At 58.1% G+C, this 16,752-nt stretch carries 9 protein-coding genes; 5 read left to right on the forward strand and 4 right to left on the reverse strand.

Annotated elements, in window-relative coordinates; genetic code table 11:
- The first annotated feature begins 83 nt into the window (after nucleotides 1-83).
- The 5 genes from M5J09_RS06390 (at nucleotide 84) to M5J09_RS06410 (ending at nucleotide 6,238) form a co-directional block, all read left to right on the forward strand.
- Nucleotides 84-713, forward strand: coding sequence for a sugar O-acetyltransferase (locus tag M5J09_RS06390; RefSeq protein ID WP_014303359.1), 630 nt, complete (start codon nucleotides 84-86; stop codon nucleotides 711-713).
- A 187-nt stretch (nucleotides 714-900) separates the two neighbouring features.
- Nucleotides 901-1,938, forward strand: a complete 1,038-nt coding sequence (locus M5J09_RS06395; RefSeq protein ID WP_257157328.1) for a glycosyltransferase — start codon at nucleotides 901-903, stop codon at nucleotides 1,936-1,938.
- The gene (locus M5J09_RS06400) at nucleotides 1,935-2,720 is read left to right on the forward strand and encodes a thioesterase II family protein (RefSeq protein WP_023018093.1); all 786 of its coding nucleotides are present in this window, start codon (nucleotides 1,935-1,937) and stop codon (nucleotides 2,718-2,720) included. Before M5J09_RS06395 ends, M5J09_RS06400 begins: the two co-directional genes overlap by 4 nt.
- Before the next feature lie 27 nt (nucleotides 2,721-2,747).
- Nucleotides 2,748-4,514 (forward strand): ABC transporter ATP-binding protein, encoded by a 1,767-nt coding sequence (locus M5J09_RS06405; protein ID WP_034970331.1) that lies wholly within the window; start codon nucleotides 2,748-2,750, stop codon nucleotides 4,512-4,514.
- Nucleotides 4,514-6,238 (forward strand): ABC transporter ATP-binding protein, encoded by a 1,725-nt coding sequence (locus M5J09_RS06410; RefSeq protein WP_042528963.1) that lies wholly within the window; start codon nucleotides 4,514-4,516, stop codon nucleotides 6,236-6,238. Before M5J09_RS06405 ends, M5J09_RS06410 begins: the two co-directional genes overlap by 1 nt.
- A gap of 3 nt (nucleotides 6,239-6,241) precedes the next feature.
- Here M5J09_RS06410 and M5J09_RS06415 read toward each other — a convergent pair whose 3' ends face one another.
- The 4 genes from M5J09_RS06415 to M5J09_RS06430 all read right to left on the reverse strand — a co-directional run bounded on the left by M5J09_RS06415 (nucleotide 6,242) and on the right by M5J09_RS06430 (nucleotide 16,752).
- Complete coding sequence (locus tag M5J09_RS06415; protein ID WP_227917020.1) at nucleotides 6,242-7,702, reverse strand: ABC transporter ATP-binding protein; 1,461 nt, start codon at nucleotides 7,700-7,702, stop codon at nucleotides 6,242-6,244.
- 14 nt (nucleotides 7,703-7,716) lie between these two features.
- Nucleotides 7,717-8,463: an energy-coupling factor transporter transmembrane component T gene (locus M5J09_RS06420; protein ID WP_014303365.1), complete on the reverse strand. Its 747-nt coding sequence runs from the start codon at nucleotides 8,461-8,463 to the stop codon at nucleotides 7,717-7,719.
- Entirely contained in the window at nucleotides 8,463-9,089 is a 627-nt protein-coding gene (locus M5J09_RS06425; RefSeq protein WP_014307391.1) for an MptD family putative ECF transporter S component, read from the reverse strand. The genes M5J09_RS06420 and M5J09_RS06425 overlap by 1 nt, the downstream gene beginning before the upstream one ends.
- Before the next feature lie 91 nt (nucleotides 9,090-9,180).
- The gene (locus M5J09_RS06430) at nucleotides 9,181-16,752 is read right to left on the reverse strand and encodes a non-ribosomal peptide synthetase (protein ID WP_042528965.1); all 7,572 of its coding nucleotides are present in this window, start codon (nucleotides 16,750-16,752) and stop codon (nucleotides 9,181-9,183) included.

The following is a 16,752-nucleotide window of genomic DNA, read 5'->3' on the forward strand; positions in this document are numbered from 1 at the left end:
TATTCCGACTAGTCAGGGTCAAACCGCGTGGCTGACCGTAATTCGTATTGTGGCTCGCGCCTCTCAAGCGCAAAGGAGTATCCATGGATTCTCGAGAGCAAATCGAAGATAAGATTCTCTGCGGTCAGCCCTTCCGCCCTATTGAGGACCCGGATCTCTATTACGAGATGATGGAGGCGGCGGAGAAGTGTCACGATCTCAACCAGCTTCGTCCACTTCAAACAGCGGAGAAGCAGGCAGTGATGGCAGACCTGCTTGGTGAACTGGGGGAGCGCTTAATGGTTTTCCTGCCATTTCATGTCCAATATGGCTCGAAAATCAAGGTCGGAGATGGCGTGACCTTCAATCGAGGAACGACGGTACTTGATATGGCCCCGGTGACATTTGGCAATGAGGTCATGGTTGGTCCATGGTGTTCCTTCTTTGCTGGCAATCACGCCTTAGACCCCGTAGAGCGGCAATACATGGTGTGTACCGGGGGTGCGATCACCATACAAGACCATGTGTGGCTTGGTGGCAATTGCACGGTAACTGCGGGTGTCACGATTGGGCATGGTGCAGTAATTGGTGCTGGCAGTGTTGTGACAAGAGATATTCCGCCCATGGTACTCGCAGCCGGTAATCCGTGCCGAGTCATTCGTGATATTGGCCCGGAAGATAAGCTCATGGGGGAGTCTTGGGTTCCTGAGTGGCCTAGTTGGATTACGGATTGAGACGGCTGTGAAAGTTCTCGCGGTCGTCCTGGGTTCTGAGGGTGATATGCTGCCATTTGCGCACCTTGGTGTCGCACTTCGAGATCGTGGCCACCAGTTTGTTTTGGCTGGGTTTAGCGAATTCGGCGGGAGTTTTCGTGCAAACGGGGTGGACTACATCGAGTTACCCGGTGATTACCGGGCGTTAATGAAGCGCCTTTTGGGCGATAGTAAAGGCATGATGGACACTGTCTTAGGTATCCGTGAGATGATATCTGACGCCCACGTTTTCGATGTGTTAGAGCATGCCATGGATGGCGTTGACGTGGTCATGTACACCCAATTCAGTGAAGTTGCTCGGTTGTTAGGGGCTGCACGCGGAGTCCCCAGCGTTCGGGTGCAGGTTTTCCCTACCGAACCCTGCCTCCGTTACAGCCTCGTGGATCCGCGAAAACTGGACGGCTCTGTCGGAGCTCTGGTCACCCACTGGATGTCCAATACTCTGATGGCTTGGGCGATGCGCCCAGTGATAGCGGCATGGCGCCGTAGGTTGGGGCTGCGTCAGCGAGCGCTCTCCTCTCCACCAACCACGATCTACCAATTCAGTCCCGCGTTGAGTCCGCCGGCGCCGGAATGGAAAAACCACATTCACGTCACTGGCGAGTGGCTTGACCCGCACCACAGTGAACTCGCCCTAGACCCAGCAGTCGAGGAGTTTGTGGCTGCCGGCTCGGCCCCGGTTCTGGCAAGCTTTGGGAGTATGGTCTCAGATCGCGTTTATGACCTTCAACGATGGACTCGAGACGCGTGCATCGAGCATGGTCTGCGGGCGATAATCGTCGATCCCGATCATGAGCCTGGTGTGAGAGAAGGAATCCTCACCGTCGCCCGGGTCCCGTTCGCGACTGTGCTTCCGTGGTGCCGTGCAGGCATCTGCCACGGCTCACTGGGCACCACCGGGGCGATCCTGCGCGCCGGCAAGCCGTGCCTTGCGGTTGCATTCGGTGGTGACCAACACTTCCATGCCAACGCAGTTTGTCGAAACGGTGCCGGGCCGAACTATATTGACGCCCAGCGAGGCGAACTGAGTGCCCAGTCCCTGGCCGCCGGAATTGCCGATTTGGTAAGTGGAGCATACGACTCCGCAGCCCGCAGGATGCCCGAGTTGCTTGCCACAGACCCGGGTACCGTCGCAGCAGTAGAAATCGTGCTTAATCAGTCCGACCTAGCGAAAGGCGAAAAATGACAGAAATCAGCTGCGAGGGAGTCTTTCCGTTTGTGGCCGGACATCGCACTGGAACCCTCTTGTTTTGCTTCCATCACGCAGGAGGCAGCGCTTCCGTCTATCGTGGATGGGTGGGGGTCAACCCAAGCATTGACGTGGTGCCGGTGGAGCTTCCCGGAAAGGCAACCCGTCGCCGAGAGAAATGGGTAAGCGACTTTGACAAGCTCGCCGATATGTGCGCAACCGAGATAGTAGATCTGGCGGCGGGCGCGCCGATTGCGTTGTACGGCCACTCCATGGGGGCAGCGCTGGCCTACCAGGTTGCTGCCTGCCTGCAGCAGATGCATCGGCCCACTATACCGGAAGCCGTGGTGGTGGCCGCACGGCAGGCGCCCGGAGAAACCGTGCCTGGGGAATACCACTCGTCAATGGGGTTCGGTGCGCTGCGCAGGGAGTTTGAGAAGGTAGGTGGCACACCACCTGAGATCCTTGCCAATGATGATGTGATGAAGCTGCTGCTCGCTGACATTCGTCGCGATTATGTGTTACACGAGGGCTTTCACCATGCAACCACGGTGCTTCGCTCTCCTGTGCTGGCATTGGCGGGGGATAGCGACCCAGCTGTCAGCCCAGAGATGCTTTCCCGGTGGGAAAATTTTACCAGCGGTAGTTTTGAACTGAAGGTCCTGCCGGGTGGGCATTTCTTCCCGCTCGATACTGGAACCGAGTTCCTCGACCTGCTTGCCGGTTTTCTAGCGGGAATTACTGGGAACACTGCCTGGTTAGCGCGGAACAATGCGTGATTGTGACTGTTAAGTAAAGAGGCCCCGATGACCGAACAAAAACCACCCATTACATTTAGGCAAATATCTCAACCTGCCCACCGGCAGATCACGGTGTCGCTGCTATTGGCGGTGCTGGCGGCGGTTTTGTCGCTGGTGCCGGTAATCGTGCTGGTTGAGCTGGTGCGCACCGTAATGCTGTCCTTCCAGGGAGAGCCGATAGATGCGTCAAAGCTGTGGCTGCTAGTCGCGGCGCTCATGGTGGCCACCGTCCTACATGGACAGGCAACCGTGAAGAGCCTCCAGGTAAGCCACCAGGCCGACGGCCTTTTGGGCGAGCACTTACGCCAGCAGCAGATTACCAAGCTGGGTAGGCTCCCGCTGTCTTGGTTTACGCGGACACCTTCGGGGACTGTGAAAACCTACATCGAAGACGACGTCACCAAGATCCACCAGCTCATCGCCCACGCGCCGCACGATTATTCGGCCGGTGTACTCGTACCGCTATTGAGCCTGGGATACATGTTCGTGGTGGACTGGCGGATAGGCCTGCTGGGCCTGGTACCACTGCTGTTGGCAGTGGCCACCATGCCGTTTATGATGCGCGAGTTTCAAGAAAAGGCGGAGAAATTTAAGTCCAGCCAGAAGCAGCTAGACGCCGCCGTCGTAGAGTTGGTGCGCGGCATCCCGGTTATCAAGGTGTTTGTTCCGGAAGGCTACGACGAGAGCATTTTCCTTAGTCGTTCCCGGAGTTTTGGTGGGTTCTATCGCGAGTGGTTGCACGCCACCGTACACCCCACCGCTTTGATGAAGATCTTCACCTCCACCGGGTTTGGCCTGCTGGTGGTAGCCGCGGCCAGCCCGTGGCTCATCACGTCTGCGGGCGTACCAGTGGCCGATGTGCTGGCAGCGTTTTTGTTCATCAACAACATCGCCGCGCCTCTGCTTATGCTTTCGCGCACTAACATCATGTTTTCGGAGGCGAAGGCTGCCGCGGCGGATCTCACCGAGTTCTTCAACATCCCGGTATTGCCGCCCGCTGCTGGCGGCAGGGAGCCTGCAAACGCCGGAATTGAGTTGAAAGATTTAAGCTTCTCCTACGTGCCGGACACCCCGGTGCTTTCCGGCATTAACCAAAAACTTACCGCCGGCAGCATCACTGCGGTGGTGGGACCTTCCGGCTCGGGGAAGTCCACGTTAGCCGCGCTCATCCCCCGGCTATTAGACCCCACGGAGGGGTCGGTGCGCATTGGTGGCGTCCCTAGTACTGATCTCCGATCTGACCAGCTCTACCGTAGGGTAGGGTTCGTCTTCCAGGACCCTTACCTTATGCGGATGAGCGTGCGGGATAACATTCGCCTCGCTCACCCGGAGGCCACCGACGCAGACGTGGTTCGCGCCGCCCGCGCCGCCCAGATTCATGAGCGCATTACCCATCTGCCGCGCGGCTACGACTCGGTGGTGGGAGAGGACGCGCAGCTTTCCGGTGGCGAGCAGCAGCGGCTGGCTATTGCCCGGTCCATCTTGCTCGACGCGCCGATCCTCGTGTTGGATGAGGCCACCGCTTTTGCGGATCCGGACTCCGAGGCCGCGATCCAGCGGGCCATTACCGAGCTGGTGGCCGGGCGCACGCTAGTAGTTATCGCACACCGGCTCCACACGATCACCGGCGCTGACCGGATCCTCATGCTGGAAAACGGTGAGGTCACCGAAGCAGGCACTCACGAAGAGTTAGTGGCGGCAGGCAAGGGCTACGCCACGATGTGGGCACGCTACCAAACCGCGCAGGCGGGCATCCAAGGGGAGGAAAAATAATGATCCGCACGCTCTATTCACTGGGCAGTCCGGCTGATCGTCGCCGTCTGGTGCTGGTCCTTACGCTAATTGGGATTTCCGCGGTGGCGTTGGCCATTGGCCTTATCCTCATTGCACTGTTTTTGGACACGCTGTTTAGCGAAGATCCCGCGCAGGCCGCAGCATGGTTGCCCTGGATCATTATCTCCGTCCTCGTCTACGCCGCCGCAGACTGGCCCACTGAGGTTATTGCCCAGGACCTGGGGCATGATTACGTGCTGCGCATCCACCGGCTTATCGCCGATCGCACGGCACAGCTACCCCTGGGCTATTTTGAAGAAGATCGCGCCGGCCAGATCGGTGTTGTAGCCACCAGCGGTGCGCTGTTTGCCGCTAACGCGCCGGCAATGATGCTGCGGCCCATGCTGCACGGTGCTGCCTCGGCCGGTTTGGCTTGCGTGTTTCTCATCGCCGTGGACTGGCGGCTGGGGCTGGTTACCGTTGCAGTGGCTGCCGTGGTGTGGTTCGCCTATAACCGCCTAATGCGGCAGTACCGCGTGGCAGAGCGCCAGAAGGGCGAGCGCAACGAGCACGGCGCCGCGGAGGTGCTGGAGTTCGCCCAGGTGCAGCCGGTGCTGCGCATGGCTGGGCCGGATTCGCTGGGGGAGCGCGCCGTGCGCGCCTCGATTCGAGAGCAGCTTAGCGCCCAGCAGCACACCCAGAAGACAGGTGAGATGATCATGGGTCGTCTGGCTTTAATCATCATGGTCGGTACCGTGGTCATTGATGCCCTGGCCACCGTGCTACTTCTCAACCACTGGCTAGAAGCAGGCACCTACATTGGCGTCATTGTGTTGGTGTTCATCCTGGCTCGCGTTGCTATGTCGGGCATACCCTACGGCGAGGGCTTGGAATCCGCGCGCAATACCTTAGATGAGATCCAAAAGATCCTCGATGCGCGGGTGTTGCCGGAGCCTGCGGTTCCGGCGGCGCCACGCGACTATGGCATCGAGTTCGATGGGGTGGGCTTTGGCTACGAACCCAACACCCCAGTGGTCCGCGACGTGAGTTTCCGCGTGGCGCCCGGAACTACTACTGCGTTGGTGGGTCCCAGCGGCTGCGGCAAGAGCACCTTGCTAAAACTTGCGGCACGCTTCTATGACGTTGACCAGGGGACCATCCGTATCGGTGGTGTGGATATTCGCGATCTTGGCTCCCGGTCGGTGTTGGATTCGCTGGCTATGGTGTTCCAATACGTGTACCTCTTCGAGGACACACTGTATGAAAACATCCGCCTGGGCTGCCACAATGCAACGCGGGAGGAGGTGCTCCGCGCAGCGGAGTTGGCCGGTGTCACCGAGATTGCCCGGCAGCTGCCGCAGGGGTTTGACACCCTGATTAGCGAGGGCGGGCAGAATCTCTCCGGTGGTGAGCGTCAGCGTGTCTCCATCGCTCGTGCGCTACTGAAGGACGCGCGGATCGTGCTGCTTGATGAGGCGACTAGCTCTCTAGACGTGCAGAATGAGCACCTTGTGATGCGCGGTATGAAAACGCTTTCTGCCGAGCGCACCATCGTCGTCATTGCGCACCGGCTGCACACCATCCGCGACGCGGACCAGATTGTGATGATGAGTCCCTCCGGCACCGTGGAGTCTATCGGCAACCACGAGGAACTCATGGAGAGTTCCCCACGCTACCGCAGCTTCTGGGGTGAAAAGAGCGACGCCACCAGCTGGAAGCTGTAGGGACTAGCTGTCGCGGCCGCGTAGATACCGCACCGTGCGCGCCAGTGCGAGATCATCGCACGGTTCGCAGGCGGTAAGGCGGCCTTTTTCCACGCGCAGGAGAAGATCGCAGCACCGCGCCACCAGCTCCATGTCATGGGTTACTACCAAAACGGTCTTGCCCTGCCGGGCTAGGGCGTCTAGCAGGTGGGCCACCCGGTGCATGCGGCACAGGTCCAGCCCGCTGGTGGGTTCATCGAAGACGATTACCTCGCGCTCACTTAGGACTGCTGAGGCGATGGCCACGCGCTGGCGTTCGCCGCCCGAAAGCGACATCGGGTGCCGGGCCCGCTTGTCCGCGAGATCAAGTGCACCAAGCACCTCGGTAAGGCGCGCTTCGTTTTTCCCATCCGGTCCACTGGTGCCGATGATTACGTCGGACTCCACGCTCTCCCCGAAAAGCTGGTGGTTTACGTCCTGCATTACTAAATAGGACTGGCGCAGGCGCTGCCGGGGACCCGAGAGCGAGCGGTTATTGATGTCCACCACGCCGGTGGCCTTAGATTCCAGGCCAGTCAGAACGCGCACAAAGGTAGATTTTCCGGCCCCGTTGCGTCCTACCACGCCGATGACTTGTCCTTGCGGCAACTCCGTGTGGCTGATGCTCAGGGATGGCTCTGTAGCCTTGGGGTAGGTGAACTGTAGCTTTTTGAGCACCATCGTGCCACTTGAAGGGCGTGGCTCGCGGGTCACCTCGGGGACCTGCTGCGCTGAGCGCAAGCCCATGCGGTACAGTTCGGCCTTGTCTAGGGTGCGAAACTCCGAGCCGCTGAGATCATGAGCGATCTGCCCGTCCTGCATAACCAGCACTCGGTCCACGATGTCAACTAGGTAGGAAAGCCGATGCTCAGCGATCAGGACGGTGCGGCCCTGTGTCTTCCACTGCGCGACGATGCGGCGCAGCTCATCGACGGCGGCGAGGTCGAGATTTGATGATGGTTCGTCTAGTAGTAGTACCTGTGGGTGCATCGCGGCCACTGAAGCGCATGCTATTTTTTGTTTCTGGCCGCCGGAAAGTGTGAACAGGTGCCGGTCGAGGAGATGAACCATGCCGAAATCTGCGGAAAGTTCCCCAATACGCTGTCGAATCTCGTTGGGCGCCACGCCGAGGTTTTCGCAGCCAAAGGCGAGTTCGCTGGCTACTTCCAGCGTGAAAAATTGCGACTTGGGGTTTTGGAACACTGAGCCTACGCGTTCGGCGATGTCGTGTGGGTGGGCATGAGTGATGTCTTCGTCGTCCAGCAGCACCTCCCCCGAAATCTGGGCGTCGCAGAACGTGTGCGCCACGCCGTTTATCAGGCGTAGCAGGCTGGACTTACCGCAGCCTGATTCGCCACACACTAGAACTAGTTCGCCCTTCGCCACGGTGAGATTTACGTGGTGCAGCACCGGCTCCGCTGTGTTTTGACCATAGGATAGTGACACATCGTGCAGCTTTATCACGGCAGCATCACTATATTTACCAGTAGTAGGATCAGGGACACGACGAGCACGCTTATGACTATTGCGTCGCCTACGCGGAAGCCTATCTCGCACAGCGTGGTTCGTCGGCGAGGCGAGCCCAATCCGCGGGTCACTGCAGACATAGCCAGCTCGTTGCCGATGCTCACAACGGACGCCAACAGTGGCACAAAGCGGTATTCGAGCATAGCGATCGGGTTGCGCAGGCCCGAGATGCCACGCATCTGCATGGCGGTGCGGATATCGCGGTATTCCTCGAGAATCGTCGGGAAGAACCGGAACATGATGGACGTGGGGATGGTCAGGGCGTCGGGGCTCCGCATGCGCTGCATCGCGGCCATGAATTCGCTGGCCGAGACGGTGCGTAGTAGGTACCAGCAGCACGTGATGCCAGGGAGGATGAGCGAAAGCCCTGCGAACCACGTAGCGCACACGTCCACGATGATGTGGCGCTCGGGCAGGGCCTGTACCACCACCGCAGGAAAGCCGGCGAGCACCGCGAAGGTGAGTGCGTATCGCAGTGCAGCGGCCACCATGCCGGAGGCGAGGAAAAGTGCCCCGGGAACGGCAATGAGCATCCACCGGGCGGTGCTGCCCAGCGCCCCACTGGACCCGGCCGGTGAGATGAGCACCGAGGACACCACGAGGATGACCAGCACCGTGGTGCGTGGGTCCAGATGGAGTCCCGCTGTGTGCGTGCCTGATCCGGGCAAAGTGGGCGACATCAGGCGATTCCTGCTCGCTGGAAGTGCTTGGTGAAGATGCGCCGGCCGAGGATCCCGCCGAGGATCCCGCAGACGAAGGTTACTATCACAATGATGAGGAATAGCCAAGTCATCTGGCCAATAGAGGTGAGGCCATCCGCGAAACTAGCACCATATTTGGTCTGCATGCCGCTGCTCTCTATGTAGCGCCGAGTGGTGAAGAAAAGCGGAATATATGATGCGGTGGGTGACACTGCTATAAAGGCATAGGCGATCACACTGTGTATTGCGCTCGTATACTTGCCGGCGCGCAAAATTAACTCGGCAAACACGGCCATGACCAAGCTGAGCAGCAGTGGCCATATGCCTAAACCAAGCAGCAGGCTGGCGAGGCCGCTGAGAAGAAGGAATATGAAGACCATGCCGGGCTTGTGCACCTTGGCCAAGAACAGCATCATCGGGATGCCCAGGATGAGGGCCTGAACGCTGGTGATCATCACGTAGGTGATGGGGGTGATGCCGATGAAGGCGATGACCACGCCGGCTACCAAGTTGATGACGAAGAAGATGCCGATGTTCATCAGGTCGGTGATGTTCAGCCGTCCTGCTTTTGCATCTTTCGGGGTGGTGTGGGGAGTACTGGGCATGATGTTTCCTTTCAGATTAGGCTGCTTGTGCGTAGCACTGGGTTGGGGGCAAGTGGCTTGTCAGGTGAGTGAAACAGGTGTGGCATGAACTCTAAATTTCGCCTTCTTCTACGTCGCTGCCGACGATGTCGGCGATCAGGTCGGACAATTCTCGGACCGTTGGATGGTTGAATACGTCACGTATGGAGATCTCTACTGACATTTCTCGACGAATCGAGTTAGTAAGCCGCACGGCCGTGAGCGAGTCGGCACCGATGGTGAAGAAGTCATCGTCGATGCTGATCTCCTTGGGCCCGAGGAGATCTTGCAAGATGGTAATGATACCCGAATCTCGGTGATTACGAGAGCGTTCCCTTGTTTGTGGTTGTTCAAAGGTTTTTCCTTCTAAACTCTTGCGATCAATCTTGCCGTTCCAAGACCGTGGTAGCCCATCAATGCGTGATATCACGCGTGGACGCATATAGGCAGGGAGAGACTCGGCGAGGTGGTTATTGAGTGCTGCCATGTTAAAGCCCTCATGCGTAACAACGTAGAGAACAATGCCATGGTCGTTGACAGCGACGCAATCGCGGAGTTCGTTGAATTTTCGTGCTGTTGACTCGATCTCACCGAGTTCGATGCGGTAGCCGTTGACCTTAACCTGACCGTCCTCGCGCCCCAGGAAGATGATGTGACCAAGGTGATTGTAGAGGGCCTTGTCGCCCGTGCGGTACATTCGTTCGCCGGTGCGGGGGTGGGTGATGAATGATGCTGCGGTCTTCTCTGGGTCCTTCCAGTACCCCATGGCCAGGCCACGTCCGGCAATGTAAAGGTCTCCCGGCACATGCGTGGGTCGGGGGTTCAGGGCCTCATCGAGGATGTACATTCGCTGATTTGCCAGCGGCGTTCCATAGGGAATGCTGGTACGCGAGGCATCATCGACGCCTACCTCGTACCAGTTTGACCATATCGATGCCTCGGTAGCACCCCCAGCAGCGAAAACTGTGCAGTCCCGGAAGAGGGTGCTGACCTGGTAAGCGATATTTACAGGTATCCAATCTCCGCTGAGTAGTGCCGACCGTACGGAGGAACCAATGAGGCTCCGTTCGCGGAGGTGTTCCACGTACATCGAAAAAAGTGCTGGTACAGAGTTCCACAGCGTCACCGAGTGCGTAGTTACGGCATCTGCCCAGCACTGCGGATCACGTTTGTCTGCTGGAGATGGCAACACCAAGGTAGCACCCCGCGCGAACATCCCGAAGATGTCGTATACCGATAGATCGAAGTTTAGCTCTGAAATCCCCAATATCCGGTCGGTCGGAGTCACCCCGAGGCGTTCGTTGACATCGACAATCGTATTGACCGCCGACTCGTGGGTGATGGCTACTCCTTTGGGAGTGCCCGTCGTACCAGACGTGTAGATGACGTACGCAAGCGAGCTGGGTGTCGGACTCGATTCGCTTAAGGCCTGGTCACCTGGCCGATGCCGGGCGACATCGGCCAGAGTGATGACTGTGCAGTGCTCGGCTAACGCAGCGAAATCATCGTCCGGATGGTCCATCGCAACAATGGATGCACCCGCATCGTTGATGATGGAAGTGTTACGCCCCACCGGTTGGTCCACGCTCAGCGGCAAGTAGGCGCATCCGGCCTTCATTGCGCCTAGTACCGCTGCGATCTGTTGTGCGGACTTTTCCATCATGATGCCAACGAGATCACCAGGCGCCGGGTCAGTTGCAGCAATAAGCTGGGCCCACTTATCCGACTGCTCATTGAGTTGCTCGTATGTCCATTGCGTGGTGGCGTCTATCACCGCGAGGTTGTCACCATGCTCGGCAAGTCCCTTCTGATACAGCCCCAGTAGGCTCTTATCCGCTCCGGGGAGTTCCCGGTCTGTGTCGTTGATTCGATCTGCGGTGGGCGCGTTGGTCGTCGGAGCTATGGTACTGGTGGGCGCGTTCCAGAGTTCAGGGGACTCTGCGAGGTGCGAGAGAGTGGCTGTAAGGCTGGTGAAAAGCTCCGCCACCATGTCGTCGGGGAAGATCGCCTCGACCGCGTCCATATTCAGCATCAGGCCACCATCGTGTTCATAGACCTGGAGGTCCATCCATACCTGTGGCGTCTGCGATAGGCCATGATCGATTACGCCCAGGTAAGGACTCTGATCTGACTCGGGGTGCTCCACGACGCCCAGGCCACACGTGAAGACCACCGGCATGGTTACCCGAGCACCGCGTTGCTTAGTAAGCATTCGCTGCACCGACACGCCGGAGACACTGCCGTGATCGAGATTGCTGAACATGCGCCTGTGTAGCGCTGCAGCGCGGTCCCGGAACGATGGTGCACACTGGGTATCCACGCTGAGAATAGATAGGCTGGTGAAGTCGCCAACTATGTGGTCAACCTCGGGGGCGAACCGAGTGCGGTCGAACCGGGTCAGGTTGATGCTAAGTCGCGGCTCATCGCTGTACCTCGCTAGGACTTCGGCGTATACCTCGGCTAGGAATACGGCTTCGGTCATCCCCTCCTCACGTACCCGTTGCTTAATACGGCGCCACTTCGCAGCGTCCACCAGGGCGTGGTGGCGGCAAAACTGCGAGGTATTAGCGCCGTTTGTGTCGGTCACCGGCAACTGCGGTGCAGGATAAATAGTATCCACTGCCGATTCCCAGTAGGCTTGGTCACGCTTATGGATGTCGCTGTGTGACAGTTCAATCGTGGCTTCGACATAGTCTTTAAATGAATAGGGGATTGCCGGATCGAGACTGTCTACGCCGTGGTCGTAGGCCTGCTTCCACTCACGGAAAATGTGGAACATGCTCCAGCCGTCGATAAACAAGTTATCGAAACTTAAAAGCAGTCGACCCGCGTCGGGCTCGGCTACGTAGCGCACGTCAAAGCATGGCCACTGAGTGGGATCAAACTTCTGGCGGGACATTTCCTCTCGGATTTCATCGAGAGTATCCTCATTGTCGGCGTTGCCGGAGCGAATGAGGGCAATGCGGTAGCGTGGTACTTCGGGCAACACACGCTGACTCAATCCGTCCTCACACACGACGGTGCGCAGCATGGGATGGCGTTTAATCAGGGCATTGAACGCGTCTTCCACTCGCTCCGGGTCTAAGCAGGCAGTGGACATTTCAAAGTAACAGTGGCTGGAAACGTCGCCGAGTTCGATGGCTCCAGAGCTGCCGATGAGATAGGACTGCTGCACCTCAGTCAGCGGGAACGGAGCGTACTGTTCAGACCCGTGAACAATCTTGGGAAGATCCGATTGCTGGTGGGGGACTTCGGCTATCTGGTCAATTCGGGCGGCCATGTCGCGCAGCAACGGAACGTCAAAGATATTCTCTAACGGAAATTCCACGCCAAAACACTGTTCGATGGTACGGCGCAGGCGTGTTGCTGTGAGAGAATCACCACCCAAGCGAAAGTAGTCTGAGTTCACGTTGGAGCTGGTGTGCAGCAGCTCATCCCAGATATCGATGAGCCGTTTCTCGGTGGCGGTGTGCGGAAGTTCGGTGACAGCGGGCTCGTTGTCGAAGTATTCCGGCACTAATGCTGTGAGCGCTTTGCGGTCAATCTTGCCGTTGCTGGTGAGTGGAAACTTCGCTAGCTCCAGGATGCGTTTCGGTAGCATGTACTCCGGAAGGCGGGTGGCCAGTAGGTTTGTAGCCTTGGCATAGTCAGAATCGCATAGTGTGACCGATTCGTTGGAACTAGCGCGTTCGGCGATGATAAGCGCCGTCGTTTTAGTGATCTCTACATGCTCTACAGGTTTCCACCCAGTGCGCTGCAGGATTTCTTTCCAGCTGCGGGCGCTGAGTAGTACTGTACCGGTTTCGGCCCGAGCGTCCGTGGTATTGTTGGCAATAAATGCGGCGGTGATATCGGACATCGGGGAGGGGGCAGTGGGCTCTACCACCACCATCGTTGCTCCAGGGGCGCTGAGGCCCCAGGCCTCACAGAGCGTTTTCTCGATGTCCTCGCTCTGGTGCAGCGTCTGGTTGCACAGCACCAAGTCCGCCTTCGTCACTGCCTCCCCAGGAGTCGGTTGGGGCGTGCTAGTGACTCCGAGCTGGCGGTACGTGAAGGTGTTACCAACACGTTGTCCGGCATGTTCGAGGTGATGACGATAGGGATCAGCGAGCACGTATGCGCTCGTCCCCGCGATAGCCGCGTAGTCCGCAGAGGCCTCGGGCCGGCGTGACCCGATCTCAAGAATCTTGAGCTCGCTGGTTGAGTGGGTACTGCATTCACGCACAACCGCGCCGAGGACCCGGTGAACCAACCGACCCAACGGACGGGTTGCGAGGAATTGCTCCACCGACATCGAATCTGGGCTTTGGATGAACTCAGCGATACTGCGCTGCTTCTCCGCCATTACGAAGGCTTGCTCGAAGGGGGTGACAAAACGCTCTAACGCGCCGAACGACTCGTCGTCTAGAAGCAAGTCTGCGGTAGCCGGGTGTTCATCTGCTTTGCCTAGCCATGTCTGCCAGCGATTACGGTGTTCGCGGAGGTGGTTTGGGGTCCCCACGCCGGTGAGTTGCTCCTCCCAGCGTCGCATCACTGAGAAGGCATATGCGGTCTGTAAATGCTCATCGTGCTCGACGGACGTGCGGATGTCGCCCTCGGTCAGCACGTCGTTGACTTTGGCGCGCAATGACGTCGCAAACTGCTCCGGAGTAGTTCGGGCAACATGTGACGGTGTGAACTGAGCAAACGTAACCAAAGATGGTGACGATGATGCACCTTGGTGCGTGATACACACGGCACGCTCTATTGGCAGCAACGCTTCACACGCGGACTCGATCTCGCCGAGTTCGATGCGGTGGCCACGAACTTTGACTTGGTTATCCGAGCGGCCTAAAAACTCGATCGTCCCATCGGCCCAGAACCGGCCCATATCGCCTGTGCGGTACCAACGTGAGTCCTCCGAGATTACGAACTTAGTTTCGGTGAGTCCGGGGTCGCCGACATATTGTGTAGCTACGCCCAGGCCGCCAATCCACAGCTCCCCCACAGAATAATCGGGACAGTCCTGGCCATTGCTGGACACCACCCGGTACATCTGTTTGGCAAGCGGCCGACCATAGGGAATTGAGGTCCACTCGGGTGACACTACATCGAGGTCGAGACCATTGGACCAGATAGATGCCTCCGTCGCACCGCCCATAGCTAATAGGTGTGCCTGCGGGGTAACCGTGCGCATGCGCTCAGGCAGGCTGGTATCAATCCAGTCGCCAGATAGCAGAACATGGCGTATGCTGCTGAGCTTGCCCGGTGTCCGATCAGCCGCAGATAAAAGCATCTCAAACAAAGTAGGCACCGAATTCCAGATAGTTATGCCTAAACTATCCACCAGCGATACCCACTTCTTGGCGTCGCGGCGCGCATCATCTGGGATGGTTACCAGTTCGCCGCCAGCAGAAAGGAGCCCGAAGGCGTCGTACACCGAGAGATCGAAATCAAAGGAAGATACGCTTAGTAGGCGGTCTGTCGGACCAACGCCCAGGCGACGGTTGATCTCGCTAATGGTGTTCCATGCAGCACCGTGGCAAATCTCGACTCCTTTTGGTGTTCCAGTGGTCCCAGAGGTGTAGATTACATAGGCTGGGTCTTGTGGATGCAGCTGCGGAAGATTGGCTGTGCCGGTAGCGCTCGTGAAATCTACTACCTGAACTGCAGTTTCGCTCAGAACCTTATCGGGTCGGTCAGTAATCAGATGCGTTACTTGGCTTGCCCCCAAGAGAGCGGCAATACGAGATTCCGGTTGCTGTAGACTCACCGGTACATATGCTCCGCCCGCCATCATCGCGGCTAGCGCACCAATAATCTGGCGAGGACCACGCTCCACCATCACTGCAATCAAAGCGCCTCGCCCAACCCCGGAATTCACCAAAGCAGAGGCGATGGTGGTGGCTTGCTCTTCCAAATCTTGGTAGGTAATAACGTCGCCGCTTGCACTGCGAATGGCCGTGGCCTGGGGGTGGCACCGTGCAGCGGCAATCACCTCATCGACAAGGGTGGTGTCAGGCAGCCGCCAAGAGGCAACTTCGGCACGTGACGCTCGACGGGCCTGCGCTCCTGGGCTCTCTACCGGGTCTGAATGCGAGAGATCGTCGGTGATTGCCTTGTCAATCTCCATCACTAGGGTGGCGAAGAGATCGTCCAGCATCTTCTCGGGGAACAACTGTTCAACTGCGTCGCAGACGATTAGGAAGCCGTTGACGGTGGTGAAGACTTGGAGGTCAATCCACACCTGGGGGGTCTGGGAGATCATGTAGCTAATCTCTCCGAAGGTATCTATAAACTCTTGGCCAACCAGTGGGTCTCCCAGGTTGCAGGAGAACACCACGGGAGCCAAAACTTGCTCACCTCTGGAAGCACGTAGGTCTCGCAGCACCCGCACCGCCGAATACTGTGAATGTGACGAATCCTCATAGAAAGAGGCCTGTATATCCTTGAGGTCCTCGCTGAAAGTGCGGCGTGTGGACTGATCGATACTGGTGAGTGTCAGGGCGGTAAAGTCTGCGACGACATTCTTTATCGCTGTGTCTGAACCGCGGTTGAACAGAGGTACGGCCATGAGGAATTTTTTATTCTCGCTCCATTGGCCGATGGTGCGGGCGTAGGCGGTCAGCAACACCATTGCTGGGGTAGTAGCGTGGTGTTCACACACCTCACGCAAGCGCGACCAAGTTGCCGAATCGAATGATCGACTGCGGCGTACAAACCGGTGTGCTTGTTCCTCGTTGGTGCCGTGGCTCATCGGCAAGGTTGGGGCACCCGGCAACTCGGAGAGGCGATTGCGCCAGTATGCCTGGTCACGGTCGATATCGGCGACGCCTTCGCGAGCGTGTCCAGCGAGGTAGCGAGCGAAACTCCACGACGGGTCGGCGTCGGGGGCTTCACCGGTGGCGTAATGGTGGGCGAGGTCGTGCAAGATAATTTGGAAACTCTGCACATCGCACACAAGCAGGTCGATATCGAAGTGAATAACTGCTACATCCTGAGGGAGGAGGCTGACTTCTAAAGATACCACATGGCCGGTAGCTATGTCCAACAGTCGGTGCGAAAGGCGTTCGCGCGTGGATAGCAGAGCTTCTTCGCGCGTGGACTCGTCCATCTTGGTGAGGTCATGAACGAGGATGGTGGGGTGGGGCGGCTCTGGCAGCACATATTGCTTGCCATCTTCGGTGTAGCAGGCGCGCAACATCGGGTGGGAACGTAGCAGCGTCAGCCAGCTTTGTTGCAATCGGTCGATATTGATACTGCGGGATTCGACCTCTACGTAGCCGTGGGTGCCCACCCCGCCCAGTTGCTGCGAGGAATTGCGGCCAATCCAATAGGCGTATTGGACATCTGTGAGGTCAAAGGGTACGGAATCGTCGATGGGAGCGGCAAACCCATCTTTGGGGGACTCAATGGCGTCAGTGCTGTGGTTTGGTGTGGATTCTACAAGCATCTTCGCCCACTGCCTTACCGTTGGGGCGCGCATGAAATCTCCAAAGGAGACGCGGTGTCCCTGTTTCATCCAATCAGCGAGCAGACGGACTGTTGGAAGTGACTCCAGGCCGTGGGAGAGCAGGTTGTCGTCGATGCCGATTTCGGCATCTTCGCCGAGGATCTGGTGGAGCGAGGCGAGGAGTTCTTCGCGAATTTGTTCCTCTTTGATCAT

The organism is Corynebacterium sp. BF-R-2 (assembly GCF_024586525.1).
In the GTDB taxonomy this organism is placed as follows: Bacteria; Actinomycetota; Actinomycetes; order Mycobacteriales; family Mycobacteriaceae; genus Corynebacterium; species Corynebacterium singulare.

Bases quoted from the DNA above. Each gene is read 5' to 3' on its own strand.
- M5J09_RS06390 (WP_014303359.1), top strand. From the start codon at position 84: ATGGATTCTCGAGAGCAAATCGAAGATAAGATTCTCTGCGGTCAGCCC.
- M5J09_RS06405 (WP_034970331.1), top strand. From the start codon at position 2,748: ATGACCGAACAAAAACCACCCATTACATTTAGGCAAATATCTCAACCT.
- M5J09_RS06425 (WP_014307391.1), bottom strand. From the start codon at position 9,089: ATGCCCAGTACTCCCCACACCACCCCGAAAGATGCAAAAGCAGGACGG.
- M5J09_RS06395 (WP_257157328.1), top strand. From the start codon at position 901: ATGAAGCGCCTTTTGGGCGATAGTAAAGGCATGATGGACACTGTCTTA.
- M5J09_RS06430 (WP_042528965.1), bottom strand. From the start codon at position 16,752: ATGATCAAAGAGGAACAAATTCGCGAAGAACTCCTCGCCTCGCTCCAC.
- M5J09_RS06410 (WP_042528963.1), top strand. From the start codon at position 4,514: ATGATCCGCACGCTCTATTCACTGGGCAGTCCGGCTGATCGTCGCCGT.
- M5J09_RS06400 (WP_023018093.1), top strand. From the start codon at position 1,935: ATGACAGAAATCAGCTGCGAGGGAGTCTTTCCGTTTGTGGCCGGACAT.
- M5J09_RS06420 (WP_014303365.1), bottom strand. From the start codon at position 8,463: ATGTCGCCCACTTTGCCCGGATCAGGCACGCACACAGCGGGACTCCAT.